Origin of the sequence: Nocardia puris, from assembly GCF_036051655.1 — a bacterium.
Taxonomy (GTDB): Bacteria; Actinomycetota; Actinomycetes; order Mycobacteriales; family Mycobacteriaceae; genus Nocardia; species Nocardia puris.
Genome location: NZ_CP107943.1, coordinates 3,966,186 through 3,985,637, shown reverse-complemented (window position 1 = coordinate 3,985,637; position 19,452 = coordinate 3,966,186). Strand labels below are relative to the sequence as shown.

General features: G+C 66.7%; 15 protein-coding genes and 1 pseudogene. 2 read left to right on the top strand and 14 right to left on the bottom strand.

Annotated features, from left to right (window positions below; genetic code table 11):
* The first annotated feature begins 3 nt into the window (after positions 1 to 3).
* Together OHB21_RS18260 and OHB21_RS18255 are read left to right on the top strand one after the other, a co-directional pair.
* Entirely contained in the window at positions 4 to 1,371 is a 1,368-nt protein-coding gene (locus tag OHB21_RS18260; protein ID WP_328439732.1) for an NtaA/DmoA family FMN-dependent monooxygenase, read from the top strand.
* A gap of 574 nt (positions 1,372 to 1,945) precedes the next feature.
* Positions 1,946 to 2,386: a hypothetical protein gene (locus OHB21_RS18255; RefSeq protein ID WP_328440164.1), complete on the top strand. Its 441-nt coding sequence runs from the start codon at positions 1,946 to 1,948 to the stop codon at positions 2,384 to 2,386.
* A gap of 35 nt (positions 2,387 to 2,421) precedes the next feature.
* Here the strand turns inward: OHB21_RS18255 and OHB21_RS18250 are convergent.
* The 14 genes and pseudogenes from OHB21_RS18250 to OHB21_RS18185 all read right to left on the bottom strand — a co-directional run.
* Positions 2,422 to 2,532 (bottom strand): annotated as a pseudogene (locus tag OHB21_RS18250) (hypothetical protein); the annotation flags it as partial.
* A 322-nt stretch (positions 2,533 to 2,854) separates the two neighbouring features.
* Complete coding sequence (locus OHB21_RS18245) at positions 2,855 to 3,631, bottom strand: hypothetical protein (protein ID WP_328439730.1); 777 nt, start codon at positions 3,629 to 3,631, stop codon at positions 2,855 to 2,857.
* Positions 3,632 to 3,678: 47 nt separating this feature from the next.
* Positions 3,679 to 4,653, bottom strand: a complete 975-nt coding sequence (locus OHB21_RS18240) for an AraC family transcriptional regulator (protein ID WP_328439729.1) — start codon at positions 4,651 to 4,653, stop codon at positions 3,679 to 3,681.
* A 437-nt stretch (positions 4,654 to 5,090) separates the two neighbouring features.
* Positions 5,091 to 7,040, bottom strand: a complete 1,950-nt coding sequence (locus OHB21_RS18235) for a hypothetical protein (RefSeq protein WP_328439728.1) — start codon at positions 7,038 to 7,040, stop codon at positions 5,091 to 5,093.
* Between the two features lie 77 nt (positions 7,041 to 7,117).
* Positions 7,118 to 8,350, bottom strand: coding sequence for an IS256 family transposase (locus OHB21_RS18230; protein ID WP_054811708.1), 1,233 nt, complete (start codon positions 8,348 to 8,350; stop codon positions 7,118 to 7,120).
* Between the two features lie 124 nt (positions 8,351 to 8,474).
* On the bottom strand, positions 8,475 to 9,521 hold the full coding sequence (locus OHB21_RS18225) for a hypothetical protein (RefSeq protein ID WP_328439726.1): 1,047 nt from the start codon (positions 9,519 to 9,521) through the stop codon (positions 8,475 to 8,477).
* A 597-nt stretch (positions 9,522 to 10,118) separates the two neighbouring features.
* The gene (locus OHB21_RS18220) at positions 10,119 to 10,748 is read right to left on the bottom strand and encodes an AMP-binding protein (protein WP_328439724.1); all 630 of its coding nucleotides are present in this window, start codon (positions 10,746 to 10,748) and stop codon (positions 10,119 to 10,121) included.
* Positions 10,745 to 12,268 (bottom strand): condensation domain-containing protein, encoded by a 1,524-nt coding sequence (locus OHB21_RS18215; RefSeq protein ID WP_328439722.1) that lies wholly within the window; start codon positions 12,266 to 12,268, stop codon positions 10,745 to 10,747. Before OHB21_RS18215 ends, OHB21_RS18220 begins: the two co-directional genes overlap by 4 nt.
* 154 nt (positions 12,269 to 12,422) lie before the next feature.
* Positions 12,423 to 14,186 carry an acyl-CoA dehydrogenase family protein gene (locus tag OHB21_RS18210; protein WP_328439720.1) on the bottom strand — a complete coding sequence of 588 codons (1,764 nt, stop codon included), beginning with the start codon at positions 14,184 to 14,186 and terminating at the stop codon, positions 12,423 to 12,425.
* A gap of 80 nt (positions 14,187 to 14,266) precedes the next feature.
* On the bottom strand, positions 14,267 to 15,463 hold the full coding sequence (locus OHB21_RS18205) for a cytochrome P450 family protein (protein ID WP_407675224.1): 1,197 nt from the start codon (positions 15,461 to 15,463) through the stop codon (positions 14,267 to 14,269).
* A 91-nt stretch (positions 15,464 to 15,554) separates the two neighbouring features.
* Positions 15,555 to 16,769 (bottom strand): cytochrome P450 family protein, encoded by a 1,215-nt coding sequence (locus tag OHB21_RS18200; protein WP_328439716.1) that lies wholly within the window; start codon positions 16,767 to 16,769, stop codon positions 15,555 to 15,557.
* Between the two features lie 123 nt (positions 16,770 to 16,892).
* On the bottom strand, positions 16,893 to 17,693 hold the full coding sequence (locus OHB21_RS18195) for an SAM-dependent methyltransferase (RefSeq protein WP_195142691.1): 801 nt from the start codon (positions 17,691 to 17,693) through the stop codon (positions 16,893 to 16,895).
* Between the two features lie 35 nt (positions 17,694 to 17,728).
* Complete coding sequence (locus tag OHB21_RS18190; protein ID WP_328439712.1) at positions 17,729 to 18,619, bottom strand: hypothetical protein; 891 nt, start codon at positions 18,617 to 18,619, stop codon at positions 17,729 to 17,731.
* Positions 18,620 to 18,795: 176 nt separating this feature from the next.
* A complete protein-coding gene (locus tag OHB21_RS18185) occupies positions 18,796 to 19,371 on the bottom strand; it encodes a hypothetical protein (RefSeq protein ID WP_067509296.1) in 576 nt (191 codons plus the stop codon).
* Between the last annotated feature and the right edge of the window lie 81 nt (positions 19,372 to 19,452).

Genomic DNA, 19,452 nt, shown 5'->3' with positions numbered 1-19,452 from the left:
ATCATGCGTGAAACACTGATCCTGAACTCGTTCCACATGGCTGCGGCCAGCCACTTGTACGACGGGGGCTGGCGTAACCCGGCCGACGAGCAGAGCAAGTTCTACGAACTCGATACCTGGACCAAGCTGGCGGCAACGCTGGAACGCGGATGCTTCGACAGCATCTTCTTCGCTGATGTCATGGGCAGCGACGCCGCCTTCGGAGATTCGTGGGATATCTACCCGGAGCGGGGTATCCAGTTTCCCGTCCACGACCCGGTGACCCTGGCCGCAGCGCTGATCCCTGTCACCGAGCACCTTGGGCTCACCTTCACCAGCTCGATCATCCAGGAACCTCCTTTCACTTTCGCGAAACGGGTGTCGACGCTCGATCATCTGAGCGGCGGTCGGATCGGTTGGAACATCGTGACCGGTCATACCGCCAACGGGTTCCAAAACCTCGGCTACGACAACCTGTTGCCTCACGACGAGCGGTATGCGATGGCTGAGGAGTACGTGGAGGTTCTGTACAAGTTGTGGGAGGGGTCGTGGGACGAGGGCGCGTTAGTCAGCGACCGGGAGAAGGGCATCTTCGCCGACCCACGCAAGATCCACACGATCGATCACCGGGGCAAGCACTTCGCAGTACGGGGACCCAGCATCACCATTCCATCACCCCAGCGAACGCCGGTGCTCTTTCAGGCGGGAAGTTCGCCCACTGGCCGCGGCTTCGCTGGCCAGCACGCCGAAGGCGCTTTTGTCATCTGCCTCAACCCTGAAGGGTTGCGGCAGGCTGCCGCGCAGATGCGCAAGGTCCTCGCCGCGGCAGGCAGACAGGCAGACGATCTCACGCTGATCCAAGGGATGTCGTTCGTGGTGGGCAGCACGGAGGCCGAGGCCAAGCGCAAGGCCGAGGACCAGGACCAGTACCTGGACCTGCAGGCGGTCTTGGCCCGAGTCAGTCGCGACGTGGGTATCGACCTGAGCGGCGCCGAACTAGACCAGCCCCTCGACACCGTCAAGATCGAGCGAGTGCAGGGTATGGTCGCGTTTCTCAACGAAGCTCTTCCTGGCCGCCGGATCTTGGTCAAGGATCTTCCGTTGCTCTATTCCACTCGCATCATCGGCACGCCCGAGCAGATCGCCGATGAACTGAGCGTGTGGCGTGAGGCAGGGATGGGTGGCATCAATGTGGAGTCGCAGGTCGTTCCCGGCACGGATGCGGAATTCGTTGATTATGTGGTACCAGAGCTGCAAAAACGCGGGCTCGCGCAGCGCGAGTACGCGGCAGGTACTTTACGCGAAAAACTCTTCCCCGGACGCGGACCGCTGCTGAATGGCCGTCATCCCGCAGCCGACTTCCGTGGTGCGTTCACGCCCGCCAACAGTTGACAGGTACGTGGCCGACCACCGCTGGAACTGGTGGTCGGTGTTCCTGCGGCGCCACCGACCCACTGAGCGGGCAACAAGCGAAAGGCGGCCACGGGGTCTTGTTGATCAGCGCGATGTCCGAATGACGCGTTCACCGACCACCACTACACTACGCCACACCGCCCGTATTTGCCGGGGGTTCCCATCGTGTGGGCTCGATCGCGCAAGAGCGGACAGGTCGCATGGCCGAATGCATCGGCAGGCGTCAATCTCGCTCAACCGTGCTCACGGCAGCCTAGAACAAGGCGTTCGCAGTCGTCGACCTTGCCGAGCGTGTGCAACGTGATCGAGGCCGACCCAGCGGTGCTGACCCGACGATCGCGAAAGATGGCCGACGACACCCGACTGACTAGGAACTGTCATGTCTTGCCTCAACTCCCAAGCCACTCATCCGCCTCGGATTGCCGTAGACCTACTCGGCCACCATCCAGCGACGAATTCATCGTCTGTTGTCGGAGCGCCCCTGAACTGCGACAGATGGGTCGATTTGGCCGCGGAGCCGGATTCGTGGCGTGAGGTCATCCGGATCCGTGCGATGGATCTGCGCGCGGCCCAACTTGGTTGCGCGGCGAAGAAGTCAGAGATCGTTGCCGCAGGACGCGGTCCAGACGACGTTGATGTGCTCGTCGACATCGAGGTGATGATCGCCACCGATGCACCGACAGCTCGACGGCGCCTGGCCGAACTGGACTCTGTGGCAGATGGGACGTGGCGACCACAAACATTGCACTACGTCGGCACCCCAATAGGTTTGGCCAGGCTGATTGCCGACATCCACGTTGTCGGCATCGCGGACGGAGTGACGTTGTTGCCGCTGTCGCTACCCGACGTTCTCGGGCACATCACCTTCGAAACAATTCCATGGCTAGAATCGCTCGGCGCCCGCATATGTCCGCGCGGGATTCGAATGCTGCGAGAGCGTTCCGTGAACCCGCTCGCCGCGACTAGCCTTCCGACCAGATGGGCCCGGTCGTAGCCGAGTGCGCGAATCAGGCCGTGCGCATCCCGAGCCAGCGCCTCGGTACGAAAGGATCCGACATCGGCGGCGTCACTGCCGGTGGTGCGGCCGCAACCACGCTGGTCCGGCGCGACAACGTGGAATCCGGCCTCGGCCAGCGGCACACCAAGATCTTGCGCCACGAGTACGCCAGTTCGGGAAAGCCGTGCAGCAGCAACACCAGTGGACCGCGACCCGCCTCGAGAACGTGCACGCGCAACCCGTTGACACCATCGATGAAGCGCGAACCCACTCCGTCGGGAAGTCCCGGAAAGTCGATATTCTGAGCCATATTGTCGCCCCTCGATCCGCACGCGGATCAGTTACTTGTGGTCGCCGCGAACCCGGTCTGGTCGGCCGAGCCCGGACTCGCGACGCTGCCCGCGTGGGGCCGCACCGACATTATCAGCGAACACGGACACCAGCAGTCCGCGAAGTACGCTTCACCTACCCTCTTGTCAGAAGGCTGTGCGCGCGCTGGTTGAGCATCGAGTTACGAGGCGGGCGACCGTACGAGACCGCCGCGGGTTGGGTCGCCGTCGACCAGCTGCGGCCCTTGAACCCGTCGCCGACACGAGCGCCCGCGAGCACTTCCTTGGCGTCATCGGCTCGAGGATCGTCGAGCAGCCCCAGATCGTCGAGGAGTCGAAGGCCTTGGAGGACGTCGTAGTGCCAGTAGGGCGGATAGTGGGGCACAGTCCACGAGGAGTGGATCGCTTCCCCTGTCTTCGACCGTCGAAAGAGGCGGTGCTGTAGGAGCAGTTCAGCTGTTCGCGCCGCGGCGGCGGCCGCTTCCGGGTGCGAGAACTGCTGCGCGTATCGGGCGAGTCCTAGTGCCGTAGTGACGCTCTCGTGAAACGAGGACCTGTGTGCCATCGGTTTGCGGTCGCAGTTCCATCCGCCGTCAGGCCATTGCTTGGCCAGAACGATGCCGACGAGCTCGCCGACTCGTTCGTCGGCGCCGTGTCCGAGAACCGTGATCGCGTAGATCGCGTTTCCGTCTTGCGCGGCGTGCCAGCGGGGCCGAACCGGATCGGTCTGTGGGGGTACTTCCCGATCGGCGGACGTGAGCCAGGCCAGTTCCACCTCGACCGCAGCGTGACAGCGAGCTGGATCACTCGGTACGCCCAAGCGAACGAGCTCCGCCATCTCGACCAACCGCCAATGGATACCGTCGAACTTCGAATACGGGTGACCGCCGGGAAAGTCGAGGAGCTGCTCCATCCATTCCGCTCCGAGCCTCCCGATCCCGGCGGGGACCTGGCGTGTGCTCATGCCCGGTCTCGGGAGGACAATGTCATCACGGTGACCGGTAGGAAAATGTCGGTCTCCATTGCGCTGGGTTCAGCATGGTCGGCGACGCGGTACACCTCGAATGACGGCCGCGCGGCATCGAGCGTCAGGTCGGGATCGGCGTCCGCGTCGAGCCCGATCCGACGCCAACTGTCGGGAAGTGTGGCGTACGGACCATGATGCGTCAGCGTGGCGTAGTCGCCGTCAGGGAGTTCGAGCTCGACGAGGCCATCGGGAACGGGAGAAGCGTCTGTGACGATCACCGCCGCGTATCCCGTCGGCTCTTCATCGGTGTGTCTGTCAGCGGAGGTCGGGAACACCGCGACTCCGTAGGCGCCCGGACGTGCGAACAAGCCTGCGGGCCCTGCGATCTTCGCCAGCGCGGCGAACGCTTCGCCAACCATGTTGACGGGGCCGGTATGGGCGAGGGCGGCCAGACGTATCGAGTCGCGCCGGGTGAGAACGACGGGCATGACGTCTCCTCCTCGGAGTGGAACAGGTGAAATAGCGGGTGAGTTCGGGACAATGGAGAGAACGTCGACATGGATCGAGTTCGCAGCGGGCAACCGGTGCGGGAGGTCGGCCGATGGCCCGGTGCGGGCCTGGTGCAGAAGCATTCGCTGTCGAAACCTCACGGGTGAGAGGTGATACGCGCGCTGAAACGCGCGAGTGAACGACTCGTGCGTCGTATACCCCGCCCGGAAAGCGACCGTCGTCACCGCGAGCTCCGTGACACTCAACTCCACCGCGGCGCGCTCGAGCCTCAGCCGTCGATACAGCGCCGCGACGCTTTCGGTGAGTGTTGCGTGGAATACGCGGTGAAAGCGAGACGCCGACAAGCCGGCGTCCCTGGCCAGCATCTCGATATCGAGGGCGTCATCGAGACTTGACGCGATCTTCGCCGCAGCATGCCGCACGCCCTGCTCATGCGCTTCGACAGTCGACCTTTTCACGCGTCCCATTCTGCTACAGCCAACCCATCGCCCGCTTGATCGAAATTGTCGAGATCCGAATCGACTGAATCGGGCCCGCACGGGTACCCGCGGTCCAGCGGATCGCCGCGTTGGCGGGCGGGCGGGCGGGTTCAACTCGTCCGGCATCGGACGGATTGGTTACCCCTCCCCGTGGTGACATGGACGCCACCCCGCCCTTCTACGCGACAGTGGTCTACCGACAGGAAGTGCTGGTACGCAGGTTGGCAGTGGCACCGGCAATGACCGAGTCGAGCCGATCTCGGGTGTGGGCGAGGTCCGCGATGTGCTGGTCGAGGCGATCACGCTGAGCAGCGAGACCGTCGAGTAGCTCAGGTGTGGCCTTGCCCTCAACGACACACGGCACGAGCTCCGCTAAACTACCACGATCAGCGGTAGAACTGAAACCCAGCTGAACATCATGGGCAACTGTCCCCGCTCAATTTTGCACGGACACTGAAAGCAGGGTCGTTTGCGAGAATGTCATGTACCGCGGTCTGGTGAGTGGAGCTTGATGAGCTCGCTAACGCGTCAGCGAGAACTCTCCGAACACGTACATCGTCGTCCTTGGCAAGGCGCTCTCCCACGTGAATTGGACGACCGTGTTTCACCCATAGGATTGCTGCAAGTGATCGGAGGGGCCAGCTTTGCGCGGACAGAAACCCGATATCGTCTCGCAGCGTATCTCCGAGCTTTTGCAGGGTCCGCGCGGACCAGTAGTCTGACGTATCGTCCTCTCCTAGAACGGCGAACGTCTGATTTCTGATCTCGGTGCGCTGTTCGGAGCTCGTGGCGAGGCATGCCGCCAGATAGAGAGCCTTTTGACGGCTGTCGCCAAGGGTGCTGGTGATACGGAACGTACCGAGCGCATGATCGAGCCTCTTGTTTAGCTCGTCATGCTGCGACCGAGTAGGCGATGAGGCGTAGAGCATGGCCTCATGCAAGTACGTCTGGCGATCGTCTTCGTCGATATGCGGTGCGATGTTCGCTGCCGCTATAAGATAGTCACCTCGATCCCGGTCGCCAACGTGGGGGTCTTGAGCGCGCCGCAGAAGTTCCGCTATCGCGGGCACGAGTCGGGTAGATCCGAGTGCGGAAACAAGCAGGGAGTCTCCAACCGCATGGGTACCGACTGTGAACCTGTTCGGCCGATGGCTCAAAGGGGTAACCAACCGTTCAAGCGCGGCCTCGGCGACCTCCATGGATGTGCCGTCCGGAAAATGGGCAGCCAGTGTTTCCTGAGCCCATCTATTCCCTTCGGAGGCAAGCTGAGTGAGAGGCTCTTTCGCGATCCCGATATGGGATTCAATTGCCTCAAATGTCACGCTGTTGCGGGCCGCCTCAGACCGTGCCAGTAGTGCGACCAGATGCGTGATGGCCCGGATGCGGAGAGCTGGATAGCGAAGAGCAAACCGTGCGACTGCGATCGCTTCGTGCTTGTCATGCAGGCGGTAATGGTGTTCGCCTACTACTGGTTGGCGCTCGAAATGTTCCAGCGCGGCGTTGGCGGTGTCAGCTCCAATTCGGCTGGAGATTCCCGCCAACACCTGTACTGCTCCCTGGTATCGCGAGGATGACGAAATTCTCATATCGACCAGGGCCCCTTGTTCGGCTTCGGCGAACTCGGTGAGGATATGGCGGGAAATACCTGCAAGAACTTCCTCGGGAACGAGGTCTGCTTGCTTAGCTATCGCTCGGTAGGCGGCACCGACGGTCCAATAGTTGGTACCGTCTAGGTGGCCCACCACGTCGATGAACCGATTGGGAAACGTTGTGGCGAGGTGTTCAATTTGCTCGACTGCCGCAGCTTGGGCTAGATGCTGTGCTGCGCGCTCAGGTTCGTTGGATTCGATCAGAACGGAAGCGAGCACCCGCCGGGCCTTTTCCTCAGCGACCCAGTCGCTGGTCACGACCGCATCGCGTAGGGCCCTCTGTGCCGAGATCGCCGCTGACCGCAATTTTCCGCTCGCGATATCTTCCATCGCCTGCTGGTAGGCGCTCTCGTCGGTCTCGATTATTCGACTCGCTGGCCCCATTTCGCGTATCGCTCTCTCAATGGGCAGCAACTCGTCGCTTGAGAAGAGCTTCCAGCGGGCGCGGAAGCCACGACGGCTGAATATCCAGGTTGAAGCGTCTGACCAACGTTGCGCGAGGCACGCATCCCCGACTGCTTCGTCCCAGAGCGCGTCGGCTTCCTTGAACTTCTGTTCGAGCGCGCGTGAGCGCGCATAGCGCGCCGTGACAAGCCCGAGAAGTTCATGACCGAGTTTGAGTTGCCGTGCTTCGGACAGGAGTTCTGCCCAATCTCCAGTAGCCTCGGCGATAAGTAAACGCAAGCGAGTTCTATAAAGCTTGTCAGCGGTATCCAATGTGGACAGATTGGCGAGCGTCGGGTCAAGTCCAAATGCGTGGTGTATCGAAGTGATCGCCGCGTGACCGCTGCCGGTCAGGCGGTCAACGCTGCGGGATCCTCCTGTTCATCGCTGGGTTCGGTGTGGTTGCGGGAGCGGGCCAACACGTCGAGGCCGAGGTAGCGGCGGCCTTCGATCCATTCGTCGTGTTGTTCGGCCAGGACAGCGCCGACGAGGCGGATGATCGCGGTGCGGTCGGGGAAGATCCCGACGACGTCGGTGCGGCGCCGGATTTCCTTGTTCAACCGTTCTTGGGGGTTGTTCGACCAGACCTGACGCCAGATCTGTTTCGGGAAGCTGGTGAACGCGAGCAGGTCGGCGCGGGCCGCGTCCAGGTGCGCGGCGACTTTCGGAAGCTTCTCGGCCAATGCGTCGAGCATCCGATCATATTGAGACCCAACCGATTCCGGGTCGGCTTGATCGAAGACCGAGTGGAGCAGAGTCCGAACCCACGGCCACGACGTTTTCGGTGTGATCGACATCAGGTTGACGGTGTAGTGGGTCCGGCAACGCTGCCAGGACGCGCCGGGCAGGGTCGCTCCGATCGCCGCGACCAGCCCGGCGTGGGCGTCGGAGGTGACCAACTCGACCCCGGACAAACCCCGCGCGACCAGATCACGGAAGAACGCCAACCAGCCGGCACCGTCTTCACCACTGGTGACCTGCAAGCCCAGGATTTCGCGGTAGCCGTCGGCGTTGACACCGGTCGCGATCAGGGCATGGACGTTGACCACCCGCCCGTTCTCGCGCACCTTCAACACCAGGGCGTCCGCGGCGACGAACGTGTAAGGGCCTTGGTCGAGTAAGCGGGTCCGGAACGCTTCGACCTGGGCATCGAGGTCGGTGGCCATGATCGAGACCTGCGACTTCGACAGCTGCGTGACGCCGAGGGACTCGACGAGTTTCTCCATCCGCCGGGTCGAGACACCGAGCAGGTAGCAGGTCGCGACCACGCTGGTCAGGGCTCGTTCGGCGCGTTTGCGGCGTTCGAGCAGCCAGTCGGGGAAGTAGCTACCCGACCGCAGTTTCGGGATCGCGACGTCCATGGTCCCGACGCGGGTGTCGAAATCGCGGTGGCGGTATCCGTTTCGGGAGTTGACCCGGTCCTCGCTGCGTTGCCCGTAGTCGGCGCCGCACATGCTGTCGGCTTCGGCGTTCATGATCGTGTGGACGAAGCTGGACAGCAATTCTCGCAGCAGATCAGGGCTGGCCGCGGCGAGTTGGGTGTCGAAGGGCTTGCTCGGGTCGATACGCTGGATATCGGTCATCGCGTGATGTCTCCTTCAAGTGACTTTGGACGGTCTCTTCAAGGGTCACGCGGTGACCACCTCGTTTCCGGCTACGACACGCTCGGAACAGGGGGCTGCTCGGGTGGTCGGGCCGTACACCACGCTATTGGACGCAACCGAGCGTCGGGCACGATTCGTGCAACCAGCCGAGATTGCCGTTGGCAAGGGCGGTCTCACCCGCGAGCACTGCCAGCCTAAGTTGATCAGCGTTATCGCCCACCCTTAACCCTATGGCTGCTGGCAGAACCGCCAGCGGATTGAAGTACAGGTCCATGGCGATTTCAGCGACGTCGGCAAGCTCGGACGGCCCAACAGATTCCTCCCCGACAATTCCTTGTAGCCTTCGCTGGGTCATCTGAGCCGTATTGGTTAGCCCGCGGTCGAGCGCGCTCCATAATTCGTCCAATGCCTGCCTCGCAGCCTCATCGCTCCGTCCGAGCTTGGCAAGGAGGTTGGCGCGAGCGGGTTCATGTTGAACGGCATAGCTTTCGAATCCTGCGTCACGGAGTCTATGTTGAGCCTCTTCGATAAGCTGTAACGAGCGTGTCGGGTCATCTGAGGTCTCGCGAGCAACTCGTAAAAGCTCTGATGCACCAGTAACTTCTTCCGGGGTCCTGGCCAGCGCTTCGCGGATCGCCACCGCGTTCTCTGTCGGAACGACGGTCGGTTGAATCTCGAATGGAAGGCAGAAGCGTTCGGCAGTCGGCATGCCGAAGAACTCGATTACGATCCGGGGAGCACCTCTTAGAAGATCTGATAGCGCTTGTTTGTCCCAGAGGTCGAGTTCGATAGGAAGCAGTTCGCTTCGGAGCTCCCTCAAAGTCGTCAGTGTTTTCGTTGACTTGACTTCTCGGCTCACACCTATGATCAGGCGTTCCACCGGGAATGGTCGACTTGACGTGCGGAACTTATTTACCGCAGCTCTAAGCTGTGCTGGGCCAAACTGTTTGTACTGTTTGCTTTGTAGCGCGACCCCGGATCCCCCTGGGGTGAGAGCCACTACGTCTAGACCTTGCTGTGCCTGTCCGCGCTCGCCGTACATTTGAGCGTGGCGAAGTCCCTCAACGTCGCGCATGATTCGCCACTGAATCTTCTCGAAGTCCTCCCACGACGTCATCTGATCGAATGGCAGCAAATCCAACGCACCCATGACAGGAGCTGGAGTGATATGGGAGGGGCCCCGATGGATGTTGGCGCCCAGCGATATAGGACTCCACGAAGGTCTCGCGGCCATAGACTCTCCCGTCGTCGCTGGAGCCGTGGGCTTCAGGATGTCACAGCTCACCGCTGGCAGGTCTCGGTGGTGGTGTACACAGAGGTGTGAGTTCCGTCTTGAGTGTTGCCAGCATCGCGGAGCTGACCCCAGGCCGACACGGACGACGTAGTGCAGCTCTCCATCCGGTCGGGGATCGCGCCATGACCAGCGAGGATCTGGCCGCTGCGAGTGCCGTTGCTGGAGCTCCGGCAGCCTAGAGCTGGACTGCCGGCCAGCCACCGCCGCAGCAGCACGCAAGCAAGTCGCTCAGATCGAATCGCTCACGCGAGCAGAGACTAGTTTGGGGCTGCTGCAGCAGCGGTGGCACGAGTTTGGTCGCGTAGACCAGTATCTCGGTGCCCGCGTCAACGTGCTGCGGGGCCACGCTGGACGGGATCGCACGCCACGGCACGAACACCGGCACGCTCGTTGCGGTCGTTGCGGAAGTCATCGTGTTCTCCAAATGGGTCGCTGCTGCTCGGCTTTCGGGTTTCAGGTTCGGGCGTGGCGGCGCCGACGTGGCTGCCCGCGCCGCCGGGCACGGCGCGTTCTGCTGTGCTGGTCCTTATCGGGGTCGTGGCCCATCGCGCGGAAGGCCACTGCCAGAAGGGTCAGGGTCACCGCTGCGGCAGCCAGAGTGTCGAGCAGTACCCGGTGCGCCCACCCGGCCGCGTCCCACGAGCGTCCCGGGTGGGGGTGATCCCCGGCCAGGTGCGTGACCGGGATGGCCGCCTCCGCCGCGGCCTCACCGAGGGTGAGGAGACGGGCCGGGGCGGTGCGGGCCAGCACGGCGGCACGGTGGCCTGGCGGCAGGTCGGCGTCGACGGTGATGAGGACCGCGGTCAGCGCCCACACCGCCACCCAGGCCGCGACCCTCGTCGCCGACGATGCGGGGGCGAGGACCGCGACCCGGTCACCGGGGCCGATGCCGCGCTCGGTCAGCTCGATGACGATCTCGGCGGCCGCGACCGCCAGATCCTCCCACGTCCAGGCCCGGCCGTCGCCGTCGACGACAGCGATGGCCTCGGGGGCGGCGACCGCGGACGCCGCGAGGGCCGCCGCGACCGACAACTGCGGTACCGGACGCGGCGGCGAGATCGGGGGGCTGGAGGTAGTGATCATCGGGTGCGGGCTCCGGCGGTGAGGGCACGCAGGTCGGTGGTGATGGCGTGGAGGATTCGCTGGGTGGCGCGGCGTTGGATGCGGTCGGTGCGGTAGCGCGCACGCAGGGTCAGCACGGCGTGCTGGTGTTGCGCGGCGATGTCGAGGGTGCGGTGCTGGCGGGTGGGTGGCAGGCGCAGCGGGACGGGTGGTTCGGTCCCGATGACCGGTAGCGTGCCGCGCGGTTGGCCCGCGTAGGACACCGCGACCGCGTCGAGGTCACAGCCGAGTTCGGTGCTGAGGTGGTCGATCGGGACCGCGCCGCGATGCCAGCCCTGTGCCCACCAGTCGCGCACGGTCTCGGCGAGCGCGTGCCGACCGCGGGCACCGGTGAGGTACAGGCGGTGCGGGCGAGTGGCGGCGATCATGCCGACGGTGGCGGCTAGGCTGTCGGTACGCGAGGCCAGCTCGGTCGCGACCACCACATCCTCCGCGCCCGCCCAGGCCCCGACATGGATTGCGGTCAGGGTGATCAGGGTGCGCAGCAGGCTGGCGTGCCCGCCACCCAACCCGTGGGTGACCGCCGCCGACAGCGGGACACTCACGCGCAGCCCGGCCGAGGGTCCGGTGCTCGCGCTCCCGGCGGGGGCGAGCAGTCCGGGCTGGTAGCCGGTGAGCCGGGTAGTCCACCAATCCAGCTGCTGCTGGTAGACCTGCGGTGGTGTCAACTGCCGTTGCCAGCGGGTGTAGTCGCCGGGGCTCGGCGGGGGTGGCCCGATCTCGTCGGGGGCGCGGTAGGCCAGGGCCAGCTCACGCAGCAGCGCGCGCCACGAGCGGGTGTCGCACACCAGCTCGTCGGCGACCAGGACCAGCAACAGGACCGGGCCGGCGCCGGCCAGTGTCCACTGAGCCAGCGGCGCACCGCCGGTGTGGTCGAAGCGCGAACCCGCGAGCGCGTCGAGCGCGCGGCGGCGGGCGTCACCGGGCCCGGTCACCGGGGTCGGGTCGACATCGAGCACGGGCCGGGGGTGGATCAGTTGCTGCCAGCCCGCCGGGGTGTGCCGGATTCCGGTGCGCAGCGCGGGATGTCGCTGCCCGATGAGCGCCAACGCGGTCAGCAGCCGGGCGGGGTCGGCGCCGGTGAGCACCACCGCGTGGGCGTGGCGGCGGTGCGTCGCCGGGCCGGTGCGCGCCGCCAGTTCCAGGCGGGCTCGCTGCTGGAACGACACCGGATGTGCCCCCGGTGCGCGGGTAGCGGGGTCGGCGCTGACCGTCGGGACCGGCTGGGCAGCCAAGACGGCCGCCGCATCCCCGATCCGGGGATGGGTCACCAGCAGATCCGGCGGTGCCCCGTACGCGCGCAGGACCGCGAGCACCGCGGCCGAATCGGTGCCGGTCCCACCGAGGCGCACGAAATCGGTCCCGCCACCGATCCCCGAGGCCGCGACACCCACCACCTCGGCCACCGCACGACACAACGCCGGCACCACCATCCCGGCCCGCGCTTCGCGCGCGCGGGCATGCCGGGTGAGGGTGCGCACGCTCGACCGCGCACCGGATCCCCGAAGACCTTGCCCGCGTGCGCCTTCCGACGACCCGATCGTGGCGCTGCCGGCTGTCGCCGGGTCGGTGGTGGTGCGTCCTGTCGTGCGGCCTCGGGCCATAGGTGATGTGGGTGTCGTGTCCTGCATTCGCTCAGCCCTCCTTGAGGTAGTTCTCTTTGAAGATGTCCGCACCGGGCAGGGGCTTGACAGCGAAGGCGGCGACCAGGGTGGGCAGGTGTTCGGCGAGCACTTCGCGGTGGGCGTGGCGCTGGTCCTGGAAAGCGTCGAGCTCGGCGAGGGTCAGGTCCCTGTTGCGCTGGTACCACGTGCCGTGCTTGTCGATCGCGGCGCAGGTGTGTTCGCCGAGCAGCGCGGTGAGCAGTTCGCGCCCGCGGGGATCGAGGGTCAGGCTGCGATCGGCGGCCAGGCAGGCGGCCGCGATCCGTGTCGCCGCCGCCTCGGAGCGTGCGATGGCGGCGCCGTCGAATCCCTTGACATCGAGCCGTTTCCAGTCCGACTGGGCGATCGCGTCGCTCACGCCGCGTTCCCGGACTGCCAGCGCGACGCTGCCCGGCCAGGCTCCCGCGGTTCCGGGCAGCCACACCTGTGCTGTGTCGTGGCGCCCCGCCGCGAACTGGAGCAGATCGTTGGCGCCTTCGGCGGTCCGGATGGCGCGCGCGGCGCCGACCCAGTCCGGGATCCGGTTGGCCCGCATGTGTCCCTGCGCACCGGCCAGGGTTTGGCACCGGTCCAGTACCTGCCATGCCAGATTCGAGGCCAGCGGCTTGGTGAGCATCGCCAGCCGCGCACGCGCGGCTGGGGCCAGCCCCTGGGCGCGCACGGTACGCAGCCGACGGGCCATCGAGGTCGCGGCGTAGACGGCGGCGATATCGGTGACGAGTGTGTCGATCACGTGACCGCGCTCGATCAGCGCCGGACCGTTCGGGTCGGGACGACGCTGGAGCGCGTAGTTCACCACCCCGGCCAGCGCGGCGCGTGTCATCGCCAGCGCAGCGGTGGACAGGTCACTTCGGCCGGCGGTGAAATCGCCCACGCCGACGCGGAACATCTCGGGTTTGCTGCCCCGCATCCGGATCACGCCATCGGCGATCTGGCAATGGCGTCCGCCGAGCAACGCATCCTCGGGAACGAATACGTCGTCGAAGGTCACACGCGCGTGCGGCATCGGCGTGTCGGTCTGCGACAACTCCGTCACGCGGACCCCCTCGGCCAGGCCCGCCGCCGAGCGCAGGTCGAGCAGGAAAAGGTGCACTCCGTAGTCGGCGCGTCCATCCACCAGGCGCGCGGACACGGTCGCGACCACCGGGGTGTCGCGATCGGCGACGTTGGGCATGTTCTTTGCCGCCGCACCGCCGGTGACGGGGTCGATGTCGGGTGTCCGCAGCACAAATCCACCCCGCCCCCGGTCGCGGATCGCCAACGTCCGCACATCGGTGCGGTTGGTACCGCCGAGTTCGGTGTGGACCCGAACACCCAGCGCGGCACCGGCGTTGAGGGCTGCCAGCAGCCGCTGCTGATAGGGCGAACCGTTGCCGAGCCGTACGATCGCGCCCACGGTGAGATCGACGGTGCCGGTGAACGCCAGCATCGCCGGGACCGCGGCGACCGCCGCAGCGTCGATCGCCGCGCCCGCGAGTTCGGGGTCGGCGAACACTTCTTGCGGGGTGCGCCCGAGCGCGCCGAACAATGCCCGCAACTGCCGTGCGCCGGCGTGGGCGCGTTCATGGAAGGTTCCCGACCCGACCGGCAGATCGTCGACCGCCGCCGCGGCCGTCGCCGCCGCGGCGTGCAACTGGGCGTGCTCGCCGACTATCACCGGGCGCAGTGCTGCCACGATGTCGGGGTCGGCGGCCGCGTCCAGTCGCGGCATCCCGAGCAGGGGTGTCGTATTCATGTCACATCACCTAGCTGGTCGTTCGGTGGGCGAACCGGGTTCGCCGGGACGGGAATGGATCGGGCAGGATTGCGTGTCGGTCATCGATGACGGACCGGAGGGAACGTGACCGGCAGCCCCTGCAGCGCGCGGTGGAAGGGGCCCAGGCGCCATTGCAGCGCGGCAGGGTCGGGGATCGTGATCTCCGGTAGCTTGTCGAGGAGGTAGTCGATGGCGTCGGTGGCCACCATCACGGCGATCTTCTGGGCGGTGTCGGGGCAGCGGTGGATGCCGGTGCCGAACCCGAGTCCCCAGTCCCCGGTGACCCAGGTGCCGGTGCTCAGCGCCGGGTCGGTGCTGCATGCGGCCATGCTGACCACCAACGGCTCGTGGGCCGGCACCTCGTAACCGGCGATCCACTTCGGCGCGACCGGATAGGTGATGCAGAAATTCGCCAGCGGCGGGTCGGTGCTCAGAGTGTGCCGGACGGCATCACGAGTGGTCAGCGCGAATCCTGCTGCGCCGGAACGGCTGTCGTGGGTGAGCATCATCGCCAGCGTGTTCGTCACCAGATTCGTCAGGGGCTCGATTCCGGCGGCGTAGCAGGTGACGAGCGCGTTGATCAACTCGATGTCGTCGAGCCGCGTGTCGTGCTCGACCAAACGGGTGGCGATGTCGTCGGCCGGACGTGCCCGTTTGAGCCGCACCACTCCGATCAGCGCGTCGTCGAGCATCTGATTCACCGCCGCGGTGTCGGTGGATTCGAACATCAGAGCACTCGCCCGCGCTACCTGATGGCCGGTTTCGGCCGGGCACCCGAGCAGGGTGTTGAGTACCGCGAACGTCAGTGGCAGCGCGTAGTCGGTCAGGACGTCGGCGGTGCCGGTGGACGCGACGGCGTCGATCAGCGGGTCGGCCAGGCGCTCGACCATCCGCGAGATGGTGTTGATATCCACGCCGTCCAGAGCGTCGTTGGTCGCCCTGCGGTAGCGCTGGCGGGTCGCGCCGACCGAGCGCAGTGCGTTCGGTCGCCATTCCATCATCGGCAGTAGCGGGCAGCCCGGCGGGACGTGGCGCTGCCACAACCGGGGATCGGCCGGGAACTGGACTTCGTCGTTGAGAATCTCGCGGGCACGGTACAGATCGAGCACGAGCGTGGCCTGTACCTCCGGCGCCAGCCACACCGGCGCCAGCGCGCCCCATCGCCGGCGCATCGCCCGGTAGACCGCGTGCGGGTCGGCGGCGAACTCCTCGGTGTAGAGCGGGACTCGGCCCTCGACCTCACCCACCAGTGACATTCCAGGCCTGGCAGGAGACGAGGTGGACGAGGCGGCGGGACTGTTCAACGGGTTCACAGCAGGTGTCCTTAGGTTTGTGGTGGTGTCGTGGTCACACCGGAGTGACGGGCGGGAACGTCACCGGCAGCGCGACCAGTTCTCGATCGAATCCTTTTCCACGCCACAGCAATTCGCTCGTTTCGGTGGCCAGCTCGACATCGTGGATGGTGTCGAGGATCTGCTCGAGCGCCGTCTCGGCGATGATCCTGGCCAGTGAGGACGCCGGGCATCCACGACTGCCCAACCCCCACGCGAGGTGCCACCTGCCGCCGATGGAGCGCGGGAGATGTTCGCCGTGAGCGCTGGATCCGGTCACCGCGGGATCGGTGTCGGCGGCCTGGATGCTGACCACCACCGGGATCCCGCGCCCGACCGCCTCACCCTCGAAAAGCTGGTGCTGGGCCGTCCACCGGGTGACCGCGGCCACCGGCGGATCGGTGGCCAGGACTTCTTCCAGTGCCGACGCCACGGTCACCGATCCACCGATCACGTCGATGTCGTCGGCGTCCTCGCCGGTGTCGGCGATCAGCCGAAGCAGCCCAGAGGCGATGACCTTCCAGGTCGGCACCGTTCCCATCAGGTGCATGCGGGCCACGATGGCGGCCACGTCCACATCGCTCAACGCCGCCTGGGTATCGGCGAGCAGTGCCGAGATCACATCGCGGGCCGGGTGCGTGCGCCGGGCCGCGACCACCGCGCCGATCGCCGCGAGCGCCCGCTCGATCCCGGCGCTCGCCGCCGCGAGGTCGGTGGCGGCACGGACCTCAGCGGCCGCGGCGGCCACGTCGCGGCCGACCTCGGGTGTGAATCCCAGCACGCCGTCCATGACATGGGTGACCAGCGGGATCGCGTACTGCCCCAGCAGATCCGCGTGGCCGTCGGCACAGACTCGGCCGATCAGCGCGCGTGCCGCGCGTGCGGTCTCAGCGCGTACCGCATGCTCGTCCACACCGGCGATGGCCACCCGATAGCCGTGCCGGTGCGCCACCGCGGACTCACCGCGCGCCGCGCTGGGCGCGAACGCCGTGGCGGGCAGCATCGGGCACCGTCCGCCGGGCGCGACCATCTGCTCCCACACACCGCTATCGGCCGTGAAAAGGTTCCCGGGGTCGTTCAGCACGGTCACGGCGAGGTCGTAGCCCAGTATCAGCAACCCCGACCCCGTCTCGTCGAACTCGAGTGGCGCGACCGCGCCGTAGCCGGCCCGCACCGTCGACAGCACCGCCACCGGATCGCGCGCCGCTCCGAAGGCATCCGCGCTCACCACGGGCCATACCTCCCCTCGACCCGGCCGTCGTGACCCGTGTCGGGGCTGATCGCCGCGCCCGTGCCCGGATCCTGGCGTGCCCAGTGAGTGGCCTGCTCGCTACCGCTGCGCAGATGGCTGGCCTCAGGCATGGTCGGTGATCGCGACACCCTCACCCTCCCGTTCGCGGTGGGTCACCAGGGTGCGTGCGACCGCACACATCGCCGACAACTCACTGTCTTGGCTTGGTGCGCAATGGTTTTGGCGCAGCGGCTGGAGGCCGGTGGTGTCGAGGTGCAGGTCGTCGAACAGCTCGCGCAGCTGGGCGGGCGGCCGCGGAGTGTAGGCGGGTGTGGTGGTGCAGGAGTAGTGGTCCCACATCGTCGCCGCGTCCGGGTCGTCGTCGGTGCCGTCCCACCACACGAGGTAGCTGTCGGCCGCGAGGCCGCCCATCAGCCTCGCCACCGCGTCCCTGGCCTGCGACCAGGGACTAACCTGCCCGAGCACCCCGCCGGCCACGACCGCGACCGGCGCCCCGAGGTCGACGACTCTGCCGGCCGCGGTCAGGATCCGGTCGGTGTCACGCAGATCGGCGTCGAGGACCTCGACGCACGCGCCCGCGCGCACCGGCCGCAGCAGCGCACGCGCGTGGACGAGCACCACCGGATCGACATCGACGTAGACCACCCGCGCGGTCGGGATGATCGCCTGGGCGACCTCGTGAGTGTTGCGGGCGGCGGGCAGCCCCACGCCCACCTCGACGAACTGGTCCACCCCGGCCGCGGCCAGCCGGGCAACAGCGTCGAGCTGGAACGCCCGCCCCGCCGCGCACAGCGCCCCGATCGCGGGGTAGATCTGCGCACACGCCAGCGCGGTCGAGCGGTCCGCCGTGACCCAGTCCTTGCCGCCCAGCCAGAAATTCCAGACACCCCGAGCATCCGCCACCGGAACGCAATCACACTGTCTTACAGACTGTTTCGTCACGGCTTGCGCCTTTCGAAGCTCGCGCATTCGGGGGCGGGGGCGGGGGTGAGCGCGGTGGCCAGCGTGCCGAGCAATGCGCCGACCTCGACCCTCGCCAGCCGTGCCGACCGTCCACCCGGATCGCTCACCAGCCGCCCCGCCTCGTCCACGCGCACCGCGATCCGGCTGTGCGTGGTTCCCAGCCCGATCGCCGCGGCCAGCGCAGCGGGCGTGGCCAGCCGCAGCGGCGCGTCCGGGCCTTCGAGTTCACGCCATCGCCGCACGTGCCCGCGCAGTTCCGGCGTTCCGGGCAGCTCGGACTCCGACAAGCGGTGGCCGACCACGCTCGTATCGGTCAGGCAGATCTCCTCCGGCAGCGTCGACGGGTCGACCACCGTCACGTCCCGCACCCGGCGCAGCACCGAGCGGGCGGCATCGTGATCCACGCCGAGATACGGGTCGGCCCTGTCCCGCTCACACACCAGGGTCAGCGCGCACCGACTGGCCAAACCCAAACCCGCGCTGGCCGATTCGTCCGCGTCCAGGACGCGCGCGAGGTTCGTCAGCGGTCCAGCGCACACCCAGTGCACACGACGGCCGTAGTCGGGCAGGATCTGCGCGAACTTGCGCCAGGCGGTGGTGCTGACCGGCAGCTCGGTCTCCTGCCCGTGCCCGACGCCGGTCGGGATCCACCGCGACGGCGTGCCTTTCGGCGCGGGGGCGCCCGCCACCAGCACCACGCCGATCCGGCCGACATCGCGGATGATGTGACGCGCGGTCTGTGCCCGCGTCCGATACGGCCGCTCCTGGCCCGTGATCACCAGCGCGGCGCCGTCGAATTGGCGCGCGGCCCACCACAGCGTCAGCCACTGATCCGGATCACCACCCAGCCCCGCCAGATCCAACACGATCAACTCCGGTCTCCCGAACCCCCACCGTGAACGTGGCTGGTACGCCAGACGGCGATCCGGCGCGGGCCAGCACACCGGGCTCGCCGCGCCACCGCGAACCCCACCCTCGGCGGGGCCTCGTCCCCTCCGGAATCGAGGCCCCGCCACACTCGTGCCCCCGACCATGCCGGGGATCACGAGTCGTCCCGGCGGGCGCCGGTCAGCGCGTGCACCACCAGCGCATCCAGATCCAGCAGGCCCGACCAGGAGTAGCCCTCGCAGGCCCGCACCGCCACGGCCAGCGCCTCGGTCAGGATCCCGCGCACCGTGTCACCACCGGGCAGCGGATTGAACCGGTAGGAGTGGATCGTCTCGCAAGCCTTGGTGAGGGGAACCCCGCCGAGGTCGACCATGCGGGGCGCCCGCGCGAACTGGCGGTCCTCCCAGCGGCCGCGCAGCCGCCGCAGCAGCGTGTGCTGGTTGGGGCGCATCTCCAAGAGCGGATCCACGCGCGATGGCAGATCGTGCGCGGCGAAAAGCTCGGTGCGGGCCCACAGCGGCCCCAGGGTGACCTCCACCGCGTCGAATACCCCGCCCAGATCACCACTCTCGCCGCATACCGCGATCATGGCGCCGGTCTCGATCCGACGCCCCGGGCTCAGCACCACCGGCGTCGTCGGGGCGGGCACACTCACCACCCCGACACCGAGCAGATCATGGCCATGCCACACCGGATGCACCACAGTCACCAACCGGGTCGCACGGCTCAACGCCGACCACCGGACGACCTCGATACTGCGTGGAAGCTGTTGAATCACTGGAACTCCAAACGGTCAACGTTTCAGGAATGG